Genomic DNA, 20,739 nt, shown 5'->3' on the forward strand with positions numbered 1-20,739 from the left:
TAGGGTATCCACATCAGCAATGTCGCCACGGCGACCAGCGCCAGAATATAGAGTTCTGAAGAGAGTTTCATGAGGGGCCGCCTTCCCGATTATTGAATCAGCAGACCCAGAGGCGCCAGCGGGCCGACGTGCATGAACTCATACTTGGCGTAGCCATGAGCGGTGAGTGGCAGGGCGCCGATGGTTTCCTCGGCTTCCTGGATGGAGTCCACATTCATCAGGAAAATCACGCCAGGCTTATCGAGGCGGAACCAGAACTGTTCGATTTTGCCGCCCAGGTAGAGCTGCAGCGTGGCCGGCACTTCGGTTGGCATGATTTGCTGCTTTTGTTCCGGCGAGAGCGGTTTGTCGATCGATGCAACGGCTAATACTTTCATGTGAATCTCCTTTGATCAGTGTTCATTGCGAAGCGCAACGGTGATCACTGTAGCCTCGGCATGAAGAACCCGGTATAGTCGTAAATGACATCTTTAGGGTCATTTACGCCATGCGCATTTCCATCCTCGCCCTGGACGGTTTGTTCGATACCGGTTTCACAGCCATCCTCGATACGCTCTCACTCGCCAACAAGTTCTCCGCCCGGCAACTGGGCGGAACGCCATATTTCGACCTGTCCATCGTCGGTGTGCGAAAGAAGGTGCATTCGGCGCAGGGACTGCCAATTCCGGTGAAGCCGATTTCGGCGGACTTGAAGCCGGACTGGATCATCGTCCCAGCGCTGACCACCAGCACGCCCGAGGAACTGCTGCCCGCGCTGGCGCGGCCGGAAGTCAGGAAAGCCAGGGAGCAGCTGCTGGCCTGGCATGCCGAGGGCGCGCGTATCGCCGCTTCCTGCATCGGCAGTTTTGTGCTCGCGGAGACTGGCTTGCTCGACGGCCGGCCTGCGACGACCACCTGGTGGCTCAGCCCCCTGTTCCGCCAGCGCTATCCGAATGTGCTGCTCGACGAAACCCGCATGCTGGTACCGACCGATGTTGGCGTAACGGCCGGCGCGGCCATGGGCCACCTTGATCTCGCGCTATGGCTGGTGCGCCGCGCCAGTCCGGAGCTGGCCATTCTGGTGTCGCGCTACCTGCTGGCGGACATACGTTCCTCGCAAGCTGCCTACATCATTCCCAATCATCTGGCGCAGGCTGACCCGCTGATTCAGCGTTTCGAACGATGGGCGCGGGATAATCTGAAGACCGGCTTCTCGCTGCAGGAGGCTGCCGGAGCGCTGGCAGTTAGTCCGCGCACGCTGCAACGGCGTTGCCAGGAGGTGCTCGGCAAATCGCCGCTGGCCTACTTCCAGGACCTGCGCGTCGAACACGCGCAATCGCTGCTTCACGGCAGTGGCATGGGGCTGGAAGCCATCGCAGCGGAAGTTGGCTACGACGACGGCGCCACCTTGCGCAAGCTTCTCCGGCAACGCCTGGGACGCGGCGTGCGCGATCTGCGCGCCGACCTTCGCTAACCGCGGCAAGCGCTTTCCGCTATGATGGCCGAATGACCAAACGCCAAACAAGCCCCTCTCACAAGCCGAAAGACCCGGATGCGCCAGTGCGCGTACTGCGGCAATTCCGCATGATATTCAATGCAGTGCGGACGCATTTCAGCCAGATCGAGCGCGATGCGGGCATTGGTGGCGCGCAGTTGTGGGCGCTCAGCGAGATCGCCGCCAGCGACGCGATGGGCGTGACGGATTTATCGAAGGCGCTGGACATCCACCAGTCGACCGCCAGCAATCTTGTTCGCACCCTGGTTGAACGCCAGCTGGTCACCGTCGTCAGGCGCACCGAAGATCGCCGCGCTACGCAGCTGGAGATTACCGGGCAAGGACGCGAAGTCCTTGGCGGCGCTCCCGCGCCGTTCAAAGGCGTGCTGCCTGCGACGCTTGAGCAGCTGGACCCGGCCTTGCTGGAACGGCTGGAACAGGATCTTGCCATTCTCCTCGCTGCGCTGGGCGGCGACGATACAAGCGCTAAGACGCCGCTGGCGGAGTTGTAGCCTTGGTTTGCACGGCGTCCAGTTGCAACTGGGCCAGTGCGCCATACAAAGGGGGACTGAGCACGCGCGAAATTGTGCCGGCAACCACTGCACACGCCATCAGGCTTAGTACCATTGCGTGGCCATCCACCATCTCCATCACGATGATGAAGGAAGTCAGCGGCGCCTGGGTCGCCGCGGCGAGGAAGCCGACCATGCCCAGGGCAATCAGCGCCGGGGCGAAGGGATAATGCGTCAGCGCCGCGACGTTGCTGCCCAAGCCGGCGCCGATCGCCAGCGAAGGCGCAAAGATGCCGGCCGGTGCACCTGACCACACCGTCAGCCAGGTAGCCAGAAACTTCAGCGCGCCGAAGTCCGCTGCCACGGCATGCGAGCCGTCCAGCAGAGCGCGCGTCGATCCGTAACTGCTGCCAAATATGGCGCCATGGCTGACGATGCCGATGACTGCCACGGCAAGGCCGCAGACCGCAGCGAAACGGATGGGAAAACGGCCACGCAGGTGGCTGGCAAAATCCCGCGTACCGCCGCGGAGTGACGTCAGCAGAAGGCGCGCGAACAGGCCGCCCGCTATGCCTGCCACCAGGGTGGTCAGGAATCCCGGCCAAAGCAAGTCCATGCCGATCGGGCCGGGATGAATCACGCCAAAGTAGGTGGCATTGCCCCCGATGGAAACCGCAATCAGGCCCGCCAGCACAATGCCGGCCACAATCAAGCCGCTGCTGCGTTGTTCCGGCGTTCTCGCCAGCTCCTCGATGGCAAACATGACACCCGCCAGCGGCGTATTGAACGCCGCGGCGATACCGGCAGAACCACCAGCAATCAGCAGGCCGCGTGAGTTGATCACCGATTGGCTGGGCAGGAAGCGGCGAGCCGCCAGCATCACGCCGGCCGCGATCTGCACCGAAGGCCCTTCCCGCCCCAGCGACAAGCCGGCAAGCAGTCCGGTCGCAGTCAGCAGGATTTTGGACAGGCTCAGACGAAGTGAAACAAATCGTCCGCGTTCGCCTTGCGGTAGTGCCGGGTCGAGCGCCACCATCACCTGCGGAATGCCGGAACCCGCGGCGCCTTGCGCATAGCGTCTGGTGGCCCAGACGATGGCGGCGCACACCAGCGGCATCCAGAGCAGCGTCAGCCACCAGCTCCAGGCCACAAAGCGGGTGAAGAGTTCAAATGCGATTTCGGCAAGACGCGTAAAACCGACCACGACGAGTCCGGCCGCCGCCGCCGCGCCGATGACGACTGCCCGCGAACGCCACAACTCAGGTGTGCCGAATTCCCGCTTGAATGCAGAGCGGATGTCGTGGCGATGTCGTTTCATGTGAAAGCTTAAAACCTGGCGGCTGAGGGGCTTCCATTATAAAGGTACATTTGGACAAATGTATTTTCAGGGCTGCCGGTATCGCATCGCCTCCACGAAAAGCGCGAAGGCGGGCGACGCCAGGCGGTGGCTGGGGTAGTAAAGGTGGTAGCCGGGAGATGGCGGGAGCCAGTCGTCCAGCACGCGCACCAGGCGTCCAGCGGCGAGGTCTTCCCGCACGACGGATTCGGGCAGATAAGCCAGGCCATGTCCGGCCAGTGCCGCTTGCAGGATCATGGGGCTCAGGTTGAATATGCACGGTCCCTCGACCTGCACCGTCAAGGCCTGGCCGTCCTTCTCGAATTCCCAGGGCATCATGCCGCCATGCGTGGGGTAGCGAAGGTTGATGCAGCGGTGCTGCGTCAGATCTTTTGGAGTGAGCGGGTGTGGGCGTCCTTCAAAATACGACGGCGCGCCGACAACGGTAAAGCGGTGATCGGGGCTGATGCGCACAGCCACCATATCCTTGGCCACCTGATCTCCCAGGCGCACGCCGGCATCAAAGCGTTCCGCCACAATATCGATCAGGCGGTGCTCCACATTCACTTCCACCACAATGTCCGGGTACTCGTGCAGAAAGCCCGTCAGCCTGGGCCAGATCACGGCTTCGGCAGCATGAAAAGAAGAGGAAATACGAATCGTACCCGCCGGCTTGTCGCGCAGGACCGACAAGCCGGCAAGCTCCGATTCAATTTCATGAAAACGCGGACCCAGCTTGCTCAGCAAACGCTCGCCTGCCACGGTAGGCGTCACGCTGCGCGTGGTACGCGACAGCAGGCGCACGCCGAGGCGCGTCTCCAGCGCGCGCACCGTCTGGCTTAACGCAGACTGCGACACGCCCAGTTGCGCGGCAGCCTTGGTAAAGCTGCCTTCACGCGCAACGATCAGGAAGGCGAAGATGTCATTGAAGTTTTCACGCATGCGGCATTATGACAGCGCTTATCGGTTCACCATTTTCATGAACTGGGCCGCATAACGGTCGCCCGTCACCTTGACGCTGGAGACGGCGCTTTCGATATCGCGCAGATCGCCGGCGCTTAGCACAACGTCTGCCGCCGCATTGTTCTCTTCCAGGCGATACAGCTTGGTGGTGCCTGGAATCGGCACAATCCACGGCTTCTGCGCCAGCAGCCAGGCCAGTGCAATCTGCGCCGGTGTCACGCCCTTGCCCGCCGCGATGGGCGCCAGCACGTCAACCAGCGCGCGGTTGGCCTTGCGCGCATCCGGATCGAAGCGTGGCACCTTGTTGCGCCAGTCGTYGTCGGTGAACTGCGTGTTCTCATCGATGGTGCCGGTCAGGAAGCCTTTGCCCAGCGGGCTGAATGGTACGAAGCCGATGCCCAGTTCTTCCAGCAGCTGCAAGATGCCCTGCTCCGGATCGCGCCACCACAGCGAATATTCGCTTTGCAGTGCCGCCAGTGGCTGCACGGCGTGCGCGCGGCGGATTGCATCGGCGCCTGCTTCGCTCATGCCGAAGTGCTTTACCTTGCCTTCCTTGATCAGGTCCTTCACCGTGCCCGCTACATCTTCGATCGGCACATTCGGGTCGACGCGATGCTGGTAGAACAGATCGATGCGATCCGTCTTCATCCGTTTCAACGCGGCTTCCGCCACGTCGCGGATGTTTTCGGGGCGGCTGTCCAGGCCGGAGGTGGGAATACCGTTGGCGAAGCCAAACTTGGTCGCCAGCACCACCTCATCGCGGAACGGCGCCACCGCCTCGCCCAGCACTTCCTCGTTGACGAAGGGACCATAAGCCTCGGCGCTGTCGAAGAAATTCACGCCGCGCTCAAACGCCGCTTGAATCAGTTTGACGGCGTCGCCGCGTCCCATCGGCACACCGTAGGCATAGCTCAAGCCCATGCAGCCGAAACCAAGAGCCGAAACTTCCAGCCCGCTTTTCCCAAGTTGTCGTGTTTGCATAATCAATCTCCTTTGCGATGGCTGCACTTTAGCTGCGGGAGATTAATTTGATTAGATGGGTAAATCTGGATGAGCTTATAAGGCCAGCTAATTAATTGTGGCCGAAGTCTTGCCGCGCACATTGCGAACGATAACTTCGTGCAGCGTGACATCCTTTACCGGCAGCGTTGGCTCGTCTTTGATCTCGCTCACGAAAGCCGCCTCGCCGACAATCACATTGCTGACATGCAGGCCCTCAATTGGCGTCAGGCGCCGTTCGTAGGTCGGCACCAGCGTGCGCCACTGGTAGAGAACATCGGTGTCCACGCACAGCACGCCGCCTGCAATGCTGGTCGCGCTGACGTTCGACATGTGAATATTGCGCACATAGCCACCGCGCCGCTCGTTGGTTTTCACGAACAGCAGGTTGTTGATGGTGCTGCGCACGGCGGAACCGTTGTGATCAAAGTGGCAGTTATCCACAAACACATTTTCGATACCGGCCGATAGTTCGCTGCCGATGGCCATCAGCTGGTGGCCATTCTTCACACGGCAGTTGCGCATCACGATATTTTTGGACGGGACGCCCAGCCGCCATGCATCCTGGTCGCGTCCCGATTTCACCGAAATTGCATCGTCGCCCTGGTCGAATACGCAATCTTCGATCAGCACATTCTGCGACATCTCAGGATCGACGCCGTCGTTATTGTGGCCATTTGCCTTGATCTTCACGCGGCGTATCACCACGTCGCGGCACAGGAAGGGATGCAGCACCCAGAACGGGCTGTCTTCGATGCTGATGTCTTCGATCAGTACATTGCGGCAGCGGTTGAACTGCACGAACTGCGGGCGCAGATTCGCCTGTCCCTCAGTCATCTGCCGCTCGCTGACCGGAACGCCTTTCGCGGCCTGGTGATACAGCGCGATCAGCGCATCCATATGCGGCTTGGGACGCGCGTACCAGACCTTCCACACATCCAGCTTCGCCTGCAGCTTGCCTTCGCCGGTAATCGCGACGTTTTCGCAGTCGTAGGCATAGACCAGGGGCGAATAGTTGTAGCACTCCAGTCCCTCCCATGACGAGAGCACGGCGGGCAGATAATCGGCCGGATCGGAGGAGAACAGCAGCGTCGCGCCCTTTGCGAGATGCCGGTTCACATTGCTCTTGAGGTGTACCTTCCCCGTCAGCCACACTCCGGCCGGAACAACAACGGTGCCAGATCCCGCAGCATGCGCGGCAGCGATGGCCTGTTCGATGGCGGCGCTGTTCTTGCGCTGATCATCGGGCACGGCGCCGAAATCGGTGATGAGAAATTGCGGACTGCCCGAGAAATCCGGCACGGCGATCGACGGCATGTCGAACGGTGCATCGACGCGCACAAAGCGCTGCCGCGGCGCCGGCGCCAAACCGGCGCAGGCAGCAAGCAAGGGAACGGCAAAACCGGCGAACATCACGGTTCGCCGCGAGAGATTCGGAGCATTCATCCGGCCATACTAATGCAGCGGGCGCGGACGAAAACACGGTGAGCGCAATCGCTCACCATGTTGAGCCAATCAGGCGCGCTTCGGCAGCTTCCAGTCCGGACGTACCCAGTGGCAGGTGTAGCCGTTCGGGATGCGCTCCAGGTAGTCCTGATGCTCAGGTTCTGCTTCCCAGAACGGTCCCGCAGGCGCGACTTCCGTCACCACCTTGCCCGGCCACAGGCCGGAGGCGTTCACGTCGGCGATGGTGTCTTCCGCCACGCGCTTCTGCTCGTCGCTGCCATAGAAAATCGCGGAGCGGTAGCTGGTGCCGATATCGTTGCCCTGGCGGTTAGCCGTGCTCGGGTCGTGGATCTGGAAGAAGAACTCCAGGATCTGGCGATAGCTGATCTTGTCGGGATCAAAGATCACCTCGATGCCCTCGGCATGCGTACCGTGGTTGCGGTAAGTCGCGTTAGGCACATCGCCACCCGTATAGCCCACGCGCGTGGAAATCACCCCGGGTTGGCGGCGCAGCAGCTGCTGTACGCCCCAGAAGCATCCGCCGGCAAGAATGGCGGTTTCGGTTCGTGTCGTCATTTGAATTCCTCCTAGGCTCTCAAGATGGGGCCAATCGGCTTATTTGGCAAGCTTGACCAGAGGTTGATCTTTTTTCACGATATACGTCGCCAGTTCGGACGCCTTGCCCTCGCCCAGCACGCGCACGGAGTGGTTCACGCCGGCCGGAATGTAGACGGCATCGCCGGTCTTCAGCACGACCGGCTCGCGGCCTTCCAGCGCGTATTCCATGGTGCCTTCCAGGACATAAGCAATTTCTTCGCCCGGATGCGAGTGCGCCGGCGCAGTCGAATGAGCGGGGAAGTCCACGCGCACCTGAATTACCTCGGTGCCTGGCACACTATGCTCGTGGCGCAGGACTTCAGTGCGGGTGAGGCCAGCCATCTGCTGGGCACTTGTCAGGCCCGCAACGCCCAGCAGGGCAGCGGCGATCAGTTTGTGAGCGGTCTTCATGGTATCCATCCTTTGAAAAGTTCAATGAATGGATTTATACGCTTGCCCTGCAATTGATGTGTGTCGCAATGTGTATGGCTCGACTCCGTACACAAAATTCTACAAAGCGCTAAAGCGGTTCGCCGAACGTCACCGTGACGCATAGGCCGCGGCCATCGGCGCCTTCGCCGAGCGTGACGTTTGCCCCGTGGTTGTGGGCGATATTGCGGACGATGGAGAGGCCCAGGCCCGCGCCCCAAACGGTATTACCCTCCGGCCGGTAGAAGCGGTCGAACAGGCGCTCGCGGTGTTCCGGCGCGACGCCGGGGCCGTTGTCGCGCACGCGCAGTACCGGCCAGCCTTTTTCCAGCTCTGCGATCACGTCGACGCGTCCGCCGGCCTGTGTATAACGCATGGCGTTGTCCACAAGGTTGTTGAGCAGGACGCGCAAGCCATCCGGATCGGCCTGCACATGCACTGGCGTTGGTGCGACGGCGCCGAGGTCGATGCCGCGGCTGTCGGCAATCGTCGCGTAATCGGATACCACCCCGCGCAGCAGATCGCCCAGCTCCACTTGCTGCAGTTGCGCGGCGCTGTGGCCCGCTTCAAAGCGCGCCATACTGAGCAGCTGCTGCATCAGGTGCGTGCTGCGATCGAGGCGTTCATGCAGCTTGGCCATCGCATGTGCGCGCGCTTCCGGGGTCGACGCACGTTCRGCCAGTTGCAGCTGAAGTTTCAACGCCGTCAGCGGCGAGCGCAGTTCGTGGGCCGCATCAGCCACGAAGGTGCGCTGTGCAGCCAGGGTTTCGTCGAAGCGCTCCAGCAGCACATTCAGCGCCTGCACAACGGGCGCCAGTTCGGCCGGCCAGCCTTCGCGGCTCAAGGGATCGAGTGTGCTGGGCGAACGGTCTTCCACTGCGCGCGCCAGGCGATCCAGTGGCCCCATGGCGCGTCGGATCACGATCAGCACCAGTACCACCAGCACGCCGACGAAGGCGATCAGGGGAAGCCCGGTGCGCAGCACGATATGCGCCGCCATGGCATTGCGAATCGCGATCGGCTGGCTGGCCTGCACATACAGGTTGTGATGCAGCTCGCCGTACACGCGCCACTCTGCGCCCCTCACACTGCGCGTCGAGAAACCGTTCAGGTCGTAGCGCTGGGTGGGCGGATGCGGGCGCGAGGCAAACAGCAGCGTGCCTTTCAGGTCCCATACCTGCAGGATGAATTCCTCTTCGGGATCTTCCGGCGCAGGCAGGGCGGCGTTCGCCGCGAATTCATCCGGCAGTGCGCTGACCAGCTGGCGCAATTGCAGATCGGCCAGCTCGCCGGTTTCGATTTGCAGGGAGCGGTACAGCACAAAGCCGGCGCCGATGGCGGTGACCAGCGTGCCGCACAGCAGGCCAACCAGCAGCTGTTTGCGGATGGTCCTCATTCGGCCGGGCCGACTTTGTAGCCCACACCGCGCACGGTCTGAATCAAGCCCTGGTCGAATTTCTTGCGCAAGTGGTGCACGTAGACGTCGATGGTGTTGCTCTCCACTTCCGCATTCCAGCCGTACAGCTTTTCTTCCAGCTTGCTCTTGCTGACCACGGTGCCCGGTTCGTCGAGCAGTGCGCGCAACACGGCGAATTCACGTGCGGACAAGGTCACCGGCGCGCCGTCAAAAGCCGCTTCGTGCGTGGCAAGGTTCAGCGTCAGACGGCCGTGATTGATGATGGACGACGTGCGCGATACGCGGCGCCGCAGCAGGGCGCGAATGCGCGCCAGCAGCTCATCGAGATCGAATGGCTTGATGAGGTAATCATCGGCGCCCGCATCAAGGCCTTCCACGCGCGCAGCCGTGCTGTCGCGCGCCGTTACCACCAGCACCGGCACATCCATGCCGCGCGTACGCAAACTGCGCAACACATCCATACCCTGCTTGCGGGGCAGGCCGAGATCCAGCAGCACGAGGTCGTAAGCCTGAGTTGACAACGCCAGCTCGGCACTCGCGCCATCGCGCGCCCAGTCCACTGCATAGTTCTCTGCAAGCAGCCCGCCCTCGATACTGTCGCCGATCATCGGATCGTCTTCAACCAGTAACAATCGCACAGTAACCTCTTCTAATTAGGTCCGGCCATTATAGCCAGCAGCCGGTTAACGCAGTCTTAACCAAATGTTTGATACGGTAACACCGTCGCAGATGGAAAACGGAAAGGCTATGCAAATCGATCAACAAGCTGCCCTGCTGAATAAGCCAGTGCAAGCCGCTACGCCTGTTCTTCCTTCAGCCGTTCGCAACTGGCGTACCTGGATGGTGCTGGCCGTTGCCGTGCTGTTGCTGGCCCGCTTCGCGCTGATGATCGCAGCGCCGCTTGCCGATACCACCGAAGCCCGCTACGGCGAACTGGCGCGCCAGACCGCCATGAATGGCTATTGGCTGATGCCGCATATGGATGCGCAAACGCCCTTCTTCGCCAAGCCGCCGTTGTCCACCTGGATCAGCGCTGCGTCGATGAAACTGTTTGGCGTAAATGAATTCGCGGCGCGCCTGCCGGACTTCCTCGCTGCCCTGCCGGCGCTGTGGATCAGTGCACTGTTCGCATCCGCGCTTGGCGTGCGCCAGCGCTGGCTGGTGGTGCCGGTGCTGTTTGCCTCGCCGCTGTTCTTCGTCAGTGCCGGCGCTGTCATGACAGACTCCGCGCAAATGACCATCATCTGGGCGGCGCAATACTGTGCATGGCGCGCGCTCGACACCACGCGCAAGCAAGGCAGCAGCTGGCGCCTGGGTTTCTGGGCCTTGATCGGACTGGGTGCGCTCTCAAAAGGCCTTGCTACCTGGGCACTGATCGGCATGCCAATGATTGTTTACGCCCTGCTGCAGCGCCGCGCCATGCAGATGCTGCGCCAGGTATGGGACTGGGCCGGTGTGGCGCTCGCCTGCGCGATCTTCCTGCCGTGGTATATCGCCGCTGAACGCGCATATCCCGGCTTTGTGAATTACTTCATCGTGGGCGAGCACTTCTCGCGCTTCCTGGTGCCCGGCTGGACGGGCGACCGCTACGGCTTTGCACATCGCCAGCCTTTTGGCGCCATCTGGGTGTTCTGGATTGGCGCTGCCCTGCCATGGATGTATGTCTTTTTCCCACGTGTCACGGCTGTGCTGCGCCGCCGTGTTGCACTGGACCCGCTGAGCTGCTTCCTGTGGTGCGCGACCCTGGTGCCACTTGTGTTCTTCACGTTCAGCCGCAATATCATCTGGACCTATGCGTTGACGGCCTTGCCATCGTTTGCGGTGCTGGTGGCCCAGCATATCGAGAACAGCTCCGCGCAGGCACAGCGCCGCACGGCTGCGGGTCTGTTCATCTTTGCGCTGCTGGTTGCGGTGGCGACGCCGCTGGTCGTCAAGCAGATCGGCCGCAATTCGGATCGCGCGCTGGTGCAGGAATTCTACAAACTGGCCCCAGCTGGAACCATGCTGCAATACGCAGGAAACCCGGCCTTCTCGTCGGCGTTTTACACGCGCGGCAAGTTGCAGCACGTCAGCGGCGTTGGCCAACACAAGGGATATGTGGTTGTCGATAACGGCGATGTACATGGCGCGCAGGTGCTGTTTGCCAACTCGCGCCGCTCACTGGTGGAGGAAAAATGATGCCTACCAGATCAATCTCCCTCAAGCGGGGCTCGCGCCATTCGATTTCGGTCGTGCTGCCCGTATTGAACGAAGCAGAGTCGCTGTCCAAGCTRCTGCCGCAGCTGGCTGACACGCTGGCCCAGACCGATATGGATTGGGAGATCGTGATCGTCAACGATGGCGGTACCGATAATCTCGATGAAGTCGTTGCTGCCTTCGAACGCAACCGCGTGTACAGCAATGTGCAGCTACTGCGGCTGTCCCGCAACTTCGGCAAGGAAGCCGCGCTGACCGCAGGTCTGACCGCGGCGCGTGGCGATGCCGTGATCTGCATGGACGGCGATGGCCAGCATCCCGTGACGATGATCCCTCTGCTGATTTCCTACTGGCGCGAAGGCGACGATATGGTCGTGCCGGTGCCGGAATCGCGCGCCCACGAACCGCGCTGGCTGGCCTGGGCCAAGCGCAGCTTCTACCGCTTCATGCAAAGCGGCGAACGTTTTGAGATTCCGCCAAGTGCCGGCGACTTCCGCCTGATGGACCGCCGTGTGGTGAACGCCCTGCTGCAACTGCCGGAACGCGCGCGCTTCATGAAAGGCCTGTACGCCTGGCTGGGCTTCCGTTCGCGCCTGGTGCCGTTTGAAGTGCAGGAGCGTATGGCGGGCARCACCAAGTTCCCTCTGCGCCGCCTGGTCGAACTGGCGTCGCTGGGCGTTACCTCCTTCTCGATGAAGCCCTTGCGCTTCGTGTCCGGCGTGGGCGCGCTGATTTCGCTGGGCGCCCTAAGCTACGGTGTGTACATCATGGTGGAGACGCTCATCGTCGGCAATCCGGTTTCCGGCTGGGCGACGCTGGCTTCGGGCATCATGCTGTTGTCCGGCATTCAGCTGCTCTGTCTTGGCGTGATCGCGGAGTACCTGGGCCGCCTGTTTGAAGAAGCCAAGCAACGTCCCTTGTACGTGCTGGATGAATGCACCGACCATAGCCGCCTGGGACAGTCGGAGCCGGTGATGAAAGCCGCCCGTTGAAGAGCATCATTATCAACGCCGACGATGTCGGCATGCACCCGGCCGTCGATGACGGCGTAGCGGCCCTGGTATCGCAAGGCATCGTGACCGCAGCGAGCGTGATGGCGCTGGGCAGTCCCGACCGCAATGCGCTGACTCATATGCGCAAATACGGCGCCAGCCTGGGCCTGCATCTGGACTTCACCAGCGAGATGGCGCACCGTCAGCAGCACAGCAAGCGCACGGTTGCGGCGACGATTGTCGAAGCCTGGGGGGGCCGCCTCGATCCGCTGATCACACGCGAAGCGGTGCGCTATCAGTTTCACCGCTACTGCGACCTCACCGGTGCGCTGCCCGATTTCGTGGACGGTCACGAACATGTGCACCAGTTCCCCGTGATCCGCGATGCCTTGTTCGAAGTGCTGGCGGAAGCGGCGCCGGGTAAGCGTATCTGCATCCGCAATACGTCGCCGATGCGCTGGCGTGGCGGCAAGGCGGCCATCATTGCTGCGCTGGGCGCTTCCGCCGTGCAGCGTCTGGCGCAGCGCGGGGGACATCACTGCAATGCCGATTTCTTCGGCGTGTACGACCTGTCCAGCAATGCCGACTTGCCGAAATACTGGCGTGGCTGGCTCTCATCGCAGAAAGTCTCCGGTGCGCTGGCCATGTGCCACCCGGCATCGGCCGCCCGCAGCCTGGAACCCTTCCGGCTGCGCGAATTCCTCTTCCTCGGCAGCCCGCAATTCATCGATATGCTGGCCGAGTTCAAGGTTCAGCCTAGGCCGTGGTCGCGCGCCTGACCGTGTTCGCACCGTGCACCATCGCCTGCAAGCTCGATTCGAAAAAGTTGTAGGGATAGGGCGCAGTCGTGGCGCTTGCTGCGTCCAGCCGGGCGCGCAGTTCCGCGGGCAGCTCGAATTCGAGCGCGCCCAGATTGTCTTCCAACTGCGCCTGCTTGGTGGCGCCAACCAGCACGGTCGCTACGCCGGGACGGTTCGCCACCCAGTTCACGGCCACCTGCGACATGCTGCGTCCCAGCTCGCGTGACACGTTTTCCAGCTCCGCCACGATGGCGAAATTGCGTTCATTAAAGCGATCGAAGACCGGATTGCCGCTGCCCTGCACAGTCTGCAAGCGACCCTCCCCGAACTGGCCCATATCCGACGGGCGGTATTTGCCGGACAACAGGCCGCTGGACAGCGGGCTCCACGCCATCACGCCCATGCCGTGCTGCATGCCCAGCGTGGTGAACTCGCGCTCGATGCTGCGCTCGATCAGCGAATATTCGAGTTGCAGCGCGGTGGGACGCTCATAGCCGCGCAGTTCGGCCATCGTCTGGGCGCGGCTGGCATACCAGGCCGGCACGTTGGAGAAGCCGATGTGGCGCACCTTGCCCTGGCGGACCAGATCATCCATCGTGCGCATCACTTCTTCGGCGGGCGTGACCATGTCCCAGGCGTGCAGCAAGTACAGATCGATGTAATCGGTGCCCAGACGCTGCAGCGAGCCTTCCACGGCGCGCAGGATGTTCTTGCGGCCATTGCCGCCGGCGTTCGGGTTGGAGGGATCGGCGCTGAAACCGAATTTGGTGGCGATCACCATGCGGTCGCGCAGCCCGCTGTCGCGCACAAATTCGCCCACCCAGCGTTCGGACTCGCCATTGGTGTACATATCGGCCGTGTCGATGATATTGCCGCCAGCCGTGGTGTAAGTGTCGAACATGCGGCGCGCGGTGGCCTTGTCGGCGCCCCAGCCCCAGTCGGTGCCGAAAGTCATGGCGCCCAGTGCCAGGCGGGAAACGCGCAGGCCGGATTGGCCGAGGGTGGTGTAGTCGTTCATGCTGATCTCCGTTGAGTGGATTGTCGATGGAGTCATCTTAGGCGGAGCTATTGCGCGGAAAAAGCGGTATAAAACCAATAACTCTTAAACAAATTCTTCATAATCCATGCGCCTGACCCAGCTGGATGGCCTGCTGGCCTTCGTTACCGTCGCCAAACATCGGGGTTTCACTGCCGCCGGGCAGGAACTGGAGCTGTCACCCGCCGCTTTGAGCCAGGCCGTGCGCGCGCTGGAGGAGCGCATGGGCGTGCGGCTGTTCAACCGCACGACGCGCAGCGTGTCGCTGACGGAAGCGGGCGCCGCCTACTTGGAACGTGTCGGGCCGGCGGTGGCGGATTTGCTGGATGCCAGTGAATCGTTGGCCCACTTCCGCGATCGTCCCTCCGGCCTGCTGCGGCTGAACACAAGCCGCGTGGTTGCCGCCTCGCTGCTGCGCGGCCTGCTGCCTGATTTCCTGGCGGCGCATCCGGAAATTGAAGTCGAGATGCATATCGACGACGGCTTCACCGATATCGTGGCCGAAGGTTTTGATGCCGGTTTCCGGCTCGGCGACAGCGTGGAGAAGGACATGGTTGCCGTGCCCTTCGGTCCGCCGATGCAGGTAGCGGTAGTGGGTTCGCCCGCCTATTTTGCCCGCCGCAAAGCGCCCGCCACCCTGGCCGACCTGCGCGAACACGATTGCATCCGCTTTCGCATTGCCAGTAGCGGCCAGTTTTTCAGATGGGAGTTTGTGGAGCATGGCCAGCCCGTTGAACATTCCGTGCGTGGCCCCTTCGCTTGCAACGATTCGCTGATGATGATGGAGGCGGCGCTCGATGGCCTGGGCCTGGCCTATACCTTCGATATGGCCGTCAGCGAGCACGTCGCCGCAGGCCGCCTGGTGCGCGTGCTGCAGGCTTATTGCCCGAGCTATCCCGGCATTTACATCTACTATCCCGGCCGCCGCCAGTTGCCGCCCAAGCTGCGGCGCTTCATCGATTTCGGCACCGCGCGCTTGCGCCCTAATCCTCGCGCAGAATCCTGATGGCGTCGCGCGCCATCTGGACCGCCAGCTCTTCCTGCGCAATGCCGCCTTTCAGCAGCAGATAGTTGAGGCGGCGCACGCGCGAATCCGTGGCCGAGGCGAAATCGCGTTCCTCGAAGCTGCGGTACAGCGCCAGGCGGGCTTCGTGGATCGCGAGGTGGCGTTCCATCTCGGCCTGTAGACCCGCCGGCCCAACCGCCGCTTCGGCGCGAATGCGCACCATCAGCGCGTCACGCAGAGGGCGGGGATCTTCCGCCTCGGTCACCCAGCGCTTCAGCTCTTCCACGCCGGCCGGCAGGATGCGGTACGCTCGTTTGCGGCCGCGGCCCGTCTCGGCGGGCAGGGACTCGATCCAGCCCGCTTCCTCCAGCCGCGCCAGTTCCCGGTAAATCTGCTGATGCGTCGCCGCCCAGAAATAGCCGATGGACTTGTCGAATCGCCGCGCCAGCTCGGAACCGGAGCCCGCTCGTTCGGACAGGGAAGTCAGCAGCGCGTGAGGCAGGGACATGGCGGGAAACTTTGAAAAAAGAACTACATCTTGCCCCAGCAGCGGTCATCAGACAAGTTTGTCGTCTTTATGCAACCAGTTGCAAAGACAAACGAACGGTCGTATATTTATGCAACCAGTTGCACAAAGAATGCATGACCATTGCATACACAAGGACTCCAATGACCGCCTACCCTCACCTGCTCGCCCCGCTCGACCTGGGCTTCACTACTCTGAAAAACCGCGTCCTGATGGGCTCCATGCACGTCGGCCTGGAAGAAATGCCGAACGGTTTCGAGCGCATGGCCGCCTTTTACGCCGAGCGTGCGCGCGGTGAAGTGGGCCTGATGGTCACTGGCGGCATTTCGCCCAACGAGGCGGGCCGTCCCTGGGGCGCAGGCGCCAAGCTGACCACGGAAAAGGAAGCGGCCAAGCACCGCATCGTGACCGACGCCGTGCACGAAGCGGGCGGCAAGATCGCCATGCAGATCCTGCACTTCGGCCGCTACGCCTATCACGACAACCTGGTGGCGCCGAGCGCCGTGCAGGCGCCGATCAACCGCTACACGCCGCATGAACTGAGCGCCGAAGAAGTCGAGCAGACCATACAGGACTTCGTGAACTGCGCGGCGCTGGCGCAGTCCGCCGGCTATGACGGCGTCGAGATCATGGGCTCCGAGGGGTATCTGATCAACGAATTCATCGCCGCCCGCACCAATCACCGCGACGACGAATGGGGCGGCAGCTACCAGAACCGCATCCGCTTCCCGGTGGAGATCGTGCGCCGCGTGCGCGAGCGCGTGGGCACCAATTTCATCATCATCTACCGCCTGTCCATGCTGGATCTGGTGGAGGGCGGCTCCACGCTGGACGAAGTGGTGCAGCTGGCGCAGGCCGTTGAGCAAGCCGGCGCGACCATCATCAACACCGGCATCGGCTGGCATGAAGCGCGCATCCCGACTATCGCCACCAAGGTGCCGCGCGCGGGCTACGCCTGGGTGACGAAGCAGCTGATGGGCAAGGTCGGCATCCCGCTGGTTGCCACCAACCGTATCAACACGCCGGAAGTGGCGGAAGGCGTGCTGGCGGAAGGCGCCAGCGATATGGTGTCGATGGCGCGTCCCTTCCTGGCCGACCCTTTCTTCATGCGGAAAGCGCGCGAAGGCCGCGCTGATGAAATCAATACCTGCATCGGCTGCAACCAGGCCTGCCTGGACCACACTTTCGGCGGCAAGCTGACCTCCTGCCTGGTGAATCCGCGCGCCTGCCACGAAACCGAACTGGTGATCGAACCGGCGGAAGCGAAGAAGCGTATCGCCGTGGTCGGCGCCGGTCCTGCGGGTTTGAGCTTTGCCACCACCGCCGCCGAGCGCGGACACGAAGTGGTGCTGTTCGATTCCGCCTCCGAAATCGGTGGCCAGTTCAACGTCGCCAAGAAAGTGCCCGGTAAGGAAGAGTTCTACGAAACCCTGCGCTACTTCCGCCGCCAGATCGAGCTGAAAGGCGTCGAGCTGCGCCTGAACACGCGCGCCAACGTGGACATGCTGGCCAAGGGTGATTTCGATGAAGTCGTGCTGGCCACCGGTGTTACGCCGCGCAAGCCGGACATCGACGGCATCGACCATCCGAAAGCCCTGGGCTACCTGGACGTTCTGCGCGATGGAAAGGCGGTCGGCAAGAGCGTGGCCGTGATCGGCGCCGGCGGCATCGGCTTCGACGTCAGCGAATACCTGACGCATGAAGGCGAGAGCGGCGCCCTGAATCCTGAAAAGTTCTATGCCGAATGGGGCATCGACACCCACTACGCCGAGCGCGGCGGCCTGCGCCAGCCGGACGTGGAAACCCCGCCGCGCAAGGTTTATCTGCTGCAGCGTAAGACCAGCAAAGTAGGCGATGGACTGGGCAAGACCACCGGCTGGATTCACCGCACTGGCCTGAAAGCGCGCCGCGTCGGCATGTTCGCCGGCGTGAACTACGACCGCATCGATGACGCCGGCCTGCACGTGACGGTAGGCGATCAGAAGCAGGTCCTGCCGGTGGATAATGTCATCATCTGTGCGGGCCAGGAGCCGCTGCGCGAGCTGCAGCAAGGCCTGCTGGACGCCGGCTGCCGAGTGCACCTGATCGGCGGCGCCGACGTGGCCGCCGAACTGGATGCGAAACGCGCCATCAACCAAGGCACCCGCCTGGCCGCCGAAATCTGATTTTCAACAGGAGGAGCCATGTCGCACATCGCCAAGCTGCATCCCGCCGCCGCCCGCTCTCTGGATCTGTGGCACACCATGGTCGCGAGCCGCGACCTGGCGCGCCTGCCGGAGATTGTCCATGCGGACGCCGTACTGCGCTCCCCCATGGCCAACACGCCCTATGCGAGCGCGGCGGCCTTGATCATGGTGCTCAGTAACGTGATCCAGGTATTCGAAGACTTCCAGTACCATCGGCAACTGGCCAGCGACGACGGCCTGAACGTGGTGCTTGAGTTCAGCGCCCACATTGGTGACCGCCAGCTCAAGGGCATCGACTTCATCCGCTTCAACGAAGCAGGCCAGATCGTCGACTTCGAAGTGATGGTGCGGCCGATGAGCGGCCTGCAAGCGCTTGGCGCTGCCATGGCCGCCCGTGTCGGCGAGCACCTGCCTGCATTTAAAGCCCGTTGAACACGGGGCGGAAGAAGCTCCGTTCGTAGCTCAGGAAGCAGCGCGTCTCTTCGTAGTAGCRCATGGCGGCTTTGCAGTTCTCATCGTCCGCCGCTTTCTGGCGATAGACTTCGTACTCCGCCAGGCTGGGGAAGGTGAACAGCGCCAAAGCGATATTGCTGTGGCCTTCGGACGGCATGAAATAACCGTGGTGCTGGCCGCCGAAGCGCTCCACCAGCGAAATCCACAGCTTGCCGTAGTGCTCGAACTCCTTCAGTTTGGCGGGATCGAGAACGTAGCGCAAATAGCAGGTAACCATGCAAACTCCTATCGGTTGGTGAGGGTCACGCCGGCTGCGACCAGCAGCCCGCCTGTGACCATGGAAGCCAGCACCTGCTCGCCGAGCATGAGCGCGGCCAGCGTGATGCCGAAAACGGGAACCAGGTTGTTGAATACCGCGGTGCGCGATGGGCCGATGGCTTTCACGCCTTCATACCACCACACGAAGCCGATTACGGTGCCGAACGCGCCCAGGTAAGCGACCGATACCCACACCTTCCAGTCCACCACGCTCCAGTCGATCGAACCGAATTCGCGCGAGGCGCCGATCAGCAGGAAGGCCAGGCCCCACAAGGCGGCGTACGTGGTGGCCGCCAGCGGCGTCAGGCCTTTTAGCGCGTGGCGTCCGACCAGGGTGTAAGCGGCCCAGCTGGAGGCGGCGGTCAGCATGAACAATTCGCCCACGCCCAGCGACTGGCTGATGTCGTGGAAGGCTTGCAGCGGCTCGCCGCGCGTGATGACGATGGATGCGCCGACGAAGGCGACAGCGATGCCGGCCCATTTCAGGCCCGTCAGCCGCTCACGCAGCACGACGGCGGCGGCCAGCGCGGTCACGATGGGGTTCAGCGCTACGAACAGCGCGGAACGGCCGGCAGGCATATGGCTGAGCGCCGTGAAGAAGCAGAAGTTGTAGAGGAAGATGCCGGTCAGGCCGAGGGCCGCCGTGGCGCCCATCTGCTGGCCGGACAGCTTGGGCAGTCCGCCCTCGCGCTTCCAGGCCAGCACCAGCAGCAGTACCGAGGCGATGGCGAATCGAAGCGAGGCGGCCGTCATGGGCGGCAGTGCGTGCGAGGCAATGCGCCCCGCGATAAAAGTGCCACCCCAGATGAAGGTGGTCAGGACAAGCTTGGCGTAAATGGCTTTGGAGTTCATTTTTGCTTGCAGTTGGGATGAGGAGCTTATACATTAATGCTTATCCGTACTCATAGAAAAATGAGGAAAAGCTCATGACCTTCACCCAGCTCGAAATATTCGCCCTGGTCGCGGAACTGCGCGGCTTTACCTCAGCCGCGCTGAGACTGGGCGTCAGCCAGTCGGCTGTGTCGCACGCCATCAAGTCGCTGGAGCAGGAACTCGGCGCGCAGCTCATCACGCGTAACCAGTCGGTAATAGAGGTGACGGAGCTGGGCCAGCGCCTGCTGGTGCGTGCCCGCGAAATCCTGGGACTGGCGGAAGCCATGCGCCAGGAAGTGTCGGCCGCCAGTGGTCTGAATAAAGGCCTGCTGCGCATCGGCTCCTTCGGCCCGACTTCCTCGCTGCGCCTGCTGCCCATCATTCTGGATGTTTACCACCGCCGCTATCCCGGCATCGAAGTGCGCATCGATGAAGGCACGGACGCGGACACGCTGCAGGCGATTCAGGACCGCCGTGTGGATGTCGGCTTCGTCACGCTGCCCGACGATCGTTTCGACACCATCGAACTGATTGAGGACCAGATGATGGCCTTGCTGCCGGTGGCGCATCCGCTGGCGGAGAAAAAATCGGTCACGGTGCGCGAGCTGCTGCCAGTGCCTTTCATCATGCCCGAAGAAAGCTGCGCGGCGCGCGTCGAATCAGCCTTTGCTGCCGAGGGTTTATGCCCGCTGGTGCGCTACCGCATGACGCAAGTGCTGACGGTGCTGGGCATGGTCGAGCGGGAGGCTGGCTTCTCGGGCATCGCCGAGCTGGCGCTGCCACTGGATCTGGCGCGCACCCATCCCGGCGTTGCGGTGCGGCCTTTCGATCCGCCGATCCGCCGCCGCGTGGGACTGGGCTTGCGCAATCTGGCGCAGGCGTCGCCTGCCACCAAGGCTTTCGTCGAGATTGCGCGCGAAGTCTGCCGCTCAGCACAGCGTGAACAGGCTGGCAAACGCGAGGACGGTGCCCGGCTCCAGCATCGCAGCAAAGGCCCAGCCACTGAGTACGCTTAACGCAGCGGCTGTGCATAACAGGACCAGTTGTTCACAGCGGTTCATACGCGCTCCTACGCTGGTTGCAGCCGTGCCACCGCGCGGTCATCGATAGGCCAGTGCAGCGCGGCCGCAGCCAGGCCCACAGCCACGGCTGCGATCCACACCAGCTGGTAGGAATGCGT

At 62.5% G+C, this 20,739-nt stretch carries 22 protein-coding genes; 9 read left to right on the top strand and 13 right to left on the bottom strand.

The features are described 5' to 3' along the window. Positions 1–89: 89 nt before the first annotated feature. Complete coding sequence (locus tag AB4Z11_RS02250; protein ID WP_442022503.1) at positions 90–377, bottom strand: hypothetical protein; 288 nt, start codon at positions 375–377, stop codon at positions 90–92. Positions 378–487: 110 nt separating this feature from the next. Between AB4Z11_RS02250 and AB4Z11_RS02255 the strand changes: the two genes are divergently transcribed. Further along, positions 488–1,453 (top strand): GlxA family transcriptional regulator, encoded by a 966-nt coding sequence (locus tag AB4Z11_RS02255; protein WP_442022505.1) that lies wholly within the window; start codon positions 488–490, stop codon positions 1,451–1,453. Between the two features lie 32 nt (positions 1,454–1,485). Continuing rightward, positions 1,486–1,986: a MarR family winged helix-turn-helix transcriptional regulator gene (locus AB4Z11_RS02260; protein WP_442022507.1), complete on the top strand. Its 501-nt coding sequence runs from the start codon at positions 1,486–1,488 to the stop codon at positions 1,984–1,986. Here the strand turns inward: AB4Z11_RS02260 and AB4Z11_RS02265 are convergent. The 8 genes from AB4Z11_RS02265 to AB4Z11_RS02300 form a co-directional block, all read right to left on the bottom strand. Continuing rightward, positions 1,961–3,304 carry a chloride channel protein gene (locus AB4Z11_RS02265; RefSeq protein ID WP_442022509.1) on the bottom strand — a complete coding sequence of 448 codons (1,344 nt, stop codon included), beginning with the start codon at positions 3,302–3,304 and terminating at the stop codon, positions 1,961–1,963. The two genes, AB4Z11_RS02260 and AB4Z11_RS02265, sit on opposite strands and share 26 nt — an antisense overlap. A 66-nt stretch (positions 3,305–3,370) precedes the next feature. Beyond that, a complete protein-coding gene (locus tag AB4Z11_RS02270) occupies positions 3,371–4,264 on the bottom strand; it encodes a LysR family transcriptional regulator (RefSeq protein WP_442022511.1) in 894 nt (297 codons plus the stop codon). Between the two features lie 18 nt (positions 4,265–4,282). After that, positions 4,283–5,266, bottom strand: a complete 984-nt coding sequence (locus AB4Z11_RS02275; RefSeq protein ID WP_442022513.1) for an aldo/keto reductase — start codon at positions 5,264–5,266, stop codon at positions 4,283–4,285. Positions 5,267–5,353: 87 nt separating this feature from the next. Further along, positions 5,354–6,730 (bottom strand): glycoside hydrolase family 28 protein, encoded by a 1,377-nt coding sequence (locus AB4Z11_RS02280; RefSeq protein ID WP_442022515.1) that lies wholly within the window; start codon positions 6,728–6,730, stop codon positions 5,354–5,356. Between the two features lie 69 nt (positions 6,731–6,799). Then, positions 6,800–7,306, bottom strand: a complete 507-nt coding sequence (gene msrA, locus AB4Z11_RS02285; protein WP_442022517.1) for a peptide-methionine (S)-S-oxide reductase MsrA — start codon at positions 7,304–7,306, stop codon at positions 6,800–6,802. Positions 7,307–7,345: 39 nt separating this feature from the next. Beyond that, positions 7,346–7,738 (bottom strand): cupin domain-containing protein, encoded by a 393-nt coding sequence (locus AB4Z11_RS02290; RefSeq protein WP_442022519.1) that lies wholly within the window; start codon positions 7,736–7,738, stop codon positions 7,346–7,348. A 109-nt stretch (positions 7,739–7,847) separates the two neighbouring features. Continuing rightward, entirely contained in the window at positions 7,848–9,152 is a 1,305-nt protein-coding gene (locus AB4Z11_RS02295) for an ATP-binding protein (protein ID WP_442022521.1), read from the bottom strand. Further along, positions 9,149–9,811, bottom strand: coding sequence for a response regulator (locus tag AB4Z11_RS02300; protein WP_442022523.1), 663 nt, complete (start codon positions 9,809–9,811; stop codon positions 9,149–9,151). The genes AB4Z11_RS02295 and AB4Z11_RS02300 overlap by 4 nt, the downstream gene beginning before the upstream one ends. A gap of 109 nt (positions 9,812–9,920) precedes the next feature. Between AB4Z11_RS02300 and AB4Z11_RS02305 the strand changes: the two genes are divergently transcribed. From AB4Z11_RS02305 to AB4Z11_RS02315, 3 genes are read left to right on the top strand one after another with little or no spacing between them, the layout of a single operon-like run. Next, positions 9,921–11,351: an ArnT family glycosyltransferase gene (locus AB4Z11_RS02305; RefSeq protein WP_442022525.1), complete on the top strand. Its 1,431-nt coding sequence runs from the start codon at positions 9,921–9,923 to the stop codon at positions 11,349–11,351. After that, positions 11,348–12,361 carry a glycosyltransferase family 2 protein gene (locus AB4Z11_RS02310; RefSeq protein ID WP_442022527.1) on the top strand — a complete coding sequence of 338 codons (1,014 nt, stop codon included), beginning with the start codon at positions 11,348–11,350 and terminating at the stop codon, positions 12,359–12,361. The genes AB4Z11_RS02305 and AB4Z11_RS02310 overlap by 4 nt, the downstream gene beginning before the upstream one ends. Continuing rightward, positions 12,358–13,140 (top strand): ChbG/HpnK family deacetylase, encoded by a 783-nt coding sequence (locus AB4Z11_RS02315; protein ID WP_442022529.1) that lies wholly within the window; start codon positions 12,358–12,360, stop codon positions 13,138–13,140. Before AB4Z11_RS02310 ends, AB4Z11_RS02315 begins: the two co-directional genes overlap by 4 nt. Here the strand turns inward: AB4Z11_RS02315 and AB4Z11_RS02320 are convergent. After that, the gene (locus tag AB4Z11_RS02320; protein ID WP_442022531.1) at positions 13,118–14,179 is read right to left on the bottom strand and encodes an aldo/keto reductase; all 1,062 of its coding nucleotides are present in this window, start codon (positions 14,177–14,179) and stop codon (positions 13,118–13,120) included. The genes AB4Z11_RS02315 and AB4Z11_RS02320 overlap by 23 nt on opposite strands. A 106-nt stretch (positions 14,180–14,285) precedes the next feature. Between AB4Z11_RS02320 and AB4Z11_RS02325 the strand changes: the two genes are divergently transcribed. Then, positions 14,286–15,203, top strand: a complete 918-nt coding sequence (locus AB4Z11_RS02325; protein ID WP_442022533.1) for a LysR family transcriptional regulator — start codon at positions 14,286–14,288, stop codon at positions 15,201–15,203. On the opposite strand, the gene AB4Z11_RS02330 is transcribed toward AB4Z11_RS02325, so the two are convergent. Then, on the bottom strand, positions 15,181–15,711 hold the full coding sequence (locus AB4Z11_RS02330; RefSeq protein WP_442022535.1) for a PadR family transcriptional regulator: 531 nt from the start codon (positions 15,709–15,711) through the stop codon (positions 15,181–15,183). The two genes, AB4Z11_RS02325 and AB4Z11_RS02330, sit on opposite strands and share 23 nt — an antisense overlap. 161 nt (positions 15,712–15,872) lie before the next feature. Between AB4Z11_RS02330 and AB4Z11_RS02335 the strand changes: the two genes are divergently transcribed. Together AB4Z11_RS02335 and AB4Z11_RS02340 are read left to right on the top strand one after the other, a co-directional pair. Next, on the top strand, positions 15,873–17,894 hold the full coding sequence (locus AB4Z11_RS02335; protein WP_442022537.1) for an oxidoreductase: 2,022 nt from the start codon (positions 15,873–15,875) through the stop codon (positions 17,892–17,894). A gap of 18 nt (positions 17,895–17,912) precedes the next feature. Beyond that, on the top strand, positions 17,913–18,347 hold the full coding sequence (locus AB4Z11_RS02340; RefSeq protein ID WP_442022539.1) for a nuclear transport factor 2 family protein: 435 nt from the start codon (positions 17,913–17,915) through the stop codon (positions 18,345–18,347). Here AB4Z11_RS02340 and AB4Z11_RS02345 read toward each other — a convergent pair. Further along, positions 18,334–18,645 (bottom strand): NIPSNAP family protein, encoded by a 312-nt coding sequence (locus AB4Z11_RS02345; RefSeq protein WP_442022541.1) that lies wholly within the window; start codon positions 18,643–18,645, stop codon positions 18,334–18,336. The two genes, AB4Z11_RS02340 and AB4Z11_RS02345, sit on opposite strands and share 14 nt — an antisense overlap. 8 nt (positions 18,646–18,653) lie before the next feature. After that, positions 18,654–19,538, bottom strand: coding sequence for a DMT family transporter (locus AB4Z11_RS02350; RefSeq protein WP_442022543.1), 885 nt, complete (start codon positions 19,536–19,538; stop codon positions 18,654–18,656). A gap of 74 nt (positions 19,539–19,612) precedes the next feature. Here AB4Z11_RS02350 and AB4Z11_RS02355 point away from each other — a divergent pair, with 74 nt between their 5' ends. After that, positions 19,613–20,575 (top strand): LysR family transcriptional regulator, encoded by a 963-nt coding sequence (locus tag AB4Z11_RS02355; protein ID WP_442022545.1) that lies wholly within the window; start codon positions 19,613–19,615, stop codon positions 20,573–20,575. Positions 20,576–20,739: the final 164 nt, after the last annotated feature.

Origin of the sequence: Pseudoduganella sp. RAF53_2, assembly GCF_052113985.1 — a bacterium.
Taxonomy (GTDB): Bacteria; Pseudomonadota; Gammaproteobacteria; order Burkholderiales; family Burkholderiaceae_D; genus Rugamonas.

Coding starts and splice junctions, on each gene's coding strand:
- AB4Z11_RS02250 (WP_442022503.1), bottom strand. CDS start 377: ATGAAAGTATTAGCCGTTGCATCGATCGACAAACCGCTCTCGCCGGAA.
- AB4Z11_RS02255 (WP_442022505.1), top strand. CDS start 488: ATGCGCATTTCCATCCTCGCCCTGGACGGTTTGTTCGATACCGGTTTC.
- AB4Z11_RS02260 (WP_442022507.1), top strand. CDS start 1,486: ATGACCAAACGCCAAACAAGCCCCTCTCACAAGCCGAAAGACCCGGAT.
- AB4Z11_RS02265 (WP_442022509.1), bottom strand. CDS start 3,304: ATGAAACGACATCGCCACGACATCCGCTCTGCATTCAAGCGGGAATTC.
- AB4Z11_RS02270 (WP_442022511.1), bottom strand. CDS start 4,264: ATGCGTGAAAACTTCAATGACATCTTCGCCTTCCTGATCGTTGCGCGT.
- AB4Z11_RS02280 (WP_442022515.1), bottom strand. CDS start 6,730: ATGAATGCTCCGAATCTCTCGCGGCGAACCGTGATGTTCGCCGGTTTT.
- msrA (WP_442022517.1), bottom strand. CDS start 7,306: ATGACGACACGAACCGAAACCGCCATTCTTGCCGGCGGATGCTTCTGG.
- AB4Z11_RS02290 (WP_442022519.1), bottom strand. CDS start 7,738: ATGAAGACCGCTCACAAACTGATCGCCGCTGCCCTGCTGGGCGTTGCG.
- AB4Z11_RS02305 (WP_442022525.1), top strand. CDS start 9,921: ATGCAAATCGATCAACAAGCTGCCCTGCTGAATAAGCCAGTGCAAGCC.
- AB4Z11_RS02320 (WP_442022531.1), bottom strand. CDS start 14,179: ATGAACGACTACACCACCCTCGGCCAATCCGGCCTGCGCGTTTCCCGC.
- AB4Z11_RS02325 (WP_442022533.1), top strand. CDS start 14,286: ATGCGCCTGACCCAGCTGGATGGCCTGCTGGCCTTCGTTACCGTCGCC.
- AB4Z11_RS02330 (WP_442022535.1), bottom strand. CDS start 15,711: ATGTCCCTGCCTCACGCGCTGCTGACTTCCCTGTCCGAACGAGCGGGC.
- AB4Z11_RS02335 (WP_442022537.1), top strand. CDS start 15,873: ATGACCGCCTACCCTCACCTGCTCGCCCCGCTCGACCTGGGCTTCACT.
- AB4Z11_RS02340 (WP_442022539.1), top strand. CDS start 17,913: ATGTCGCACATCGCCAAGCTGCATCCCGCCGCCGCCCGCTCTCTGGAT.
- AB4Z11_RS02350 (WP_442022543.1), bottom strand. CDS start 19,538: ATGAACTCCAAAGCCATTTACGCCAAGCTTGTCCTGACCACCTTCATC.
- AB4Z11_RS02355 (WP_442022545.1), top strand. CDS start 19,613: ATGACCTTCACCCAGCTCGAAATATTCGCCCTGGTCGCGGAACTGCGC.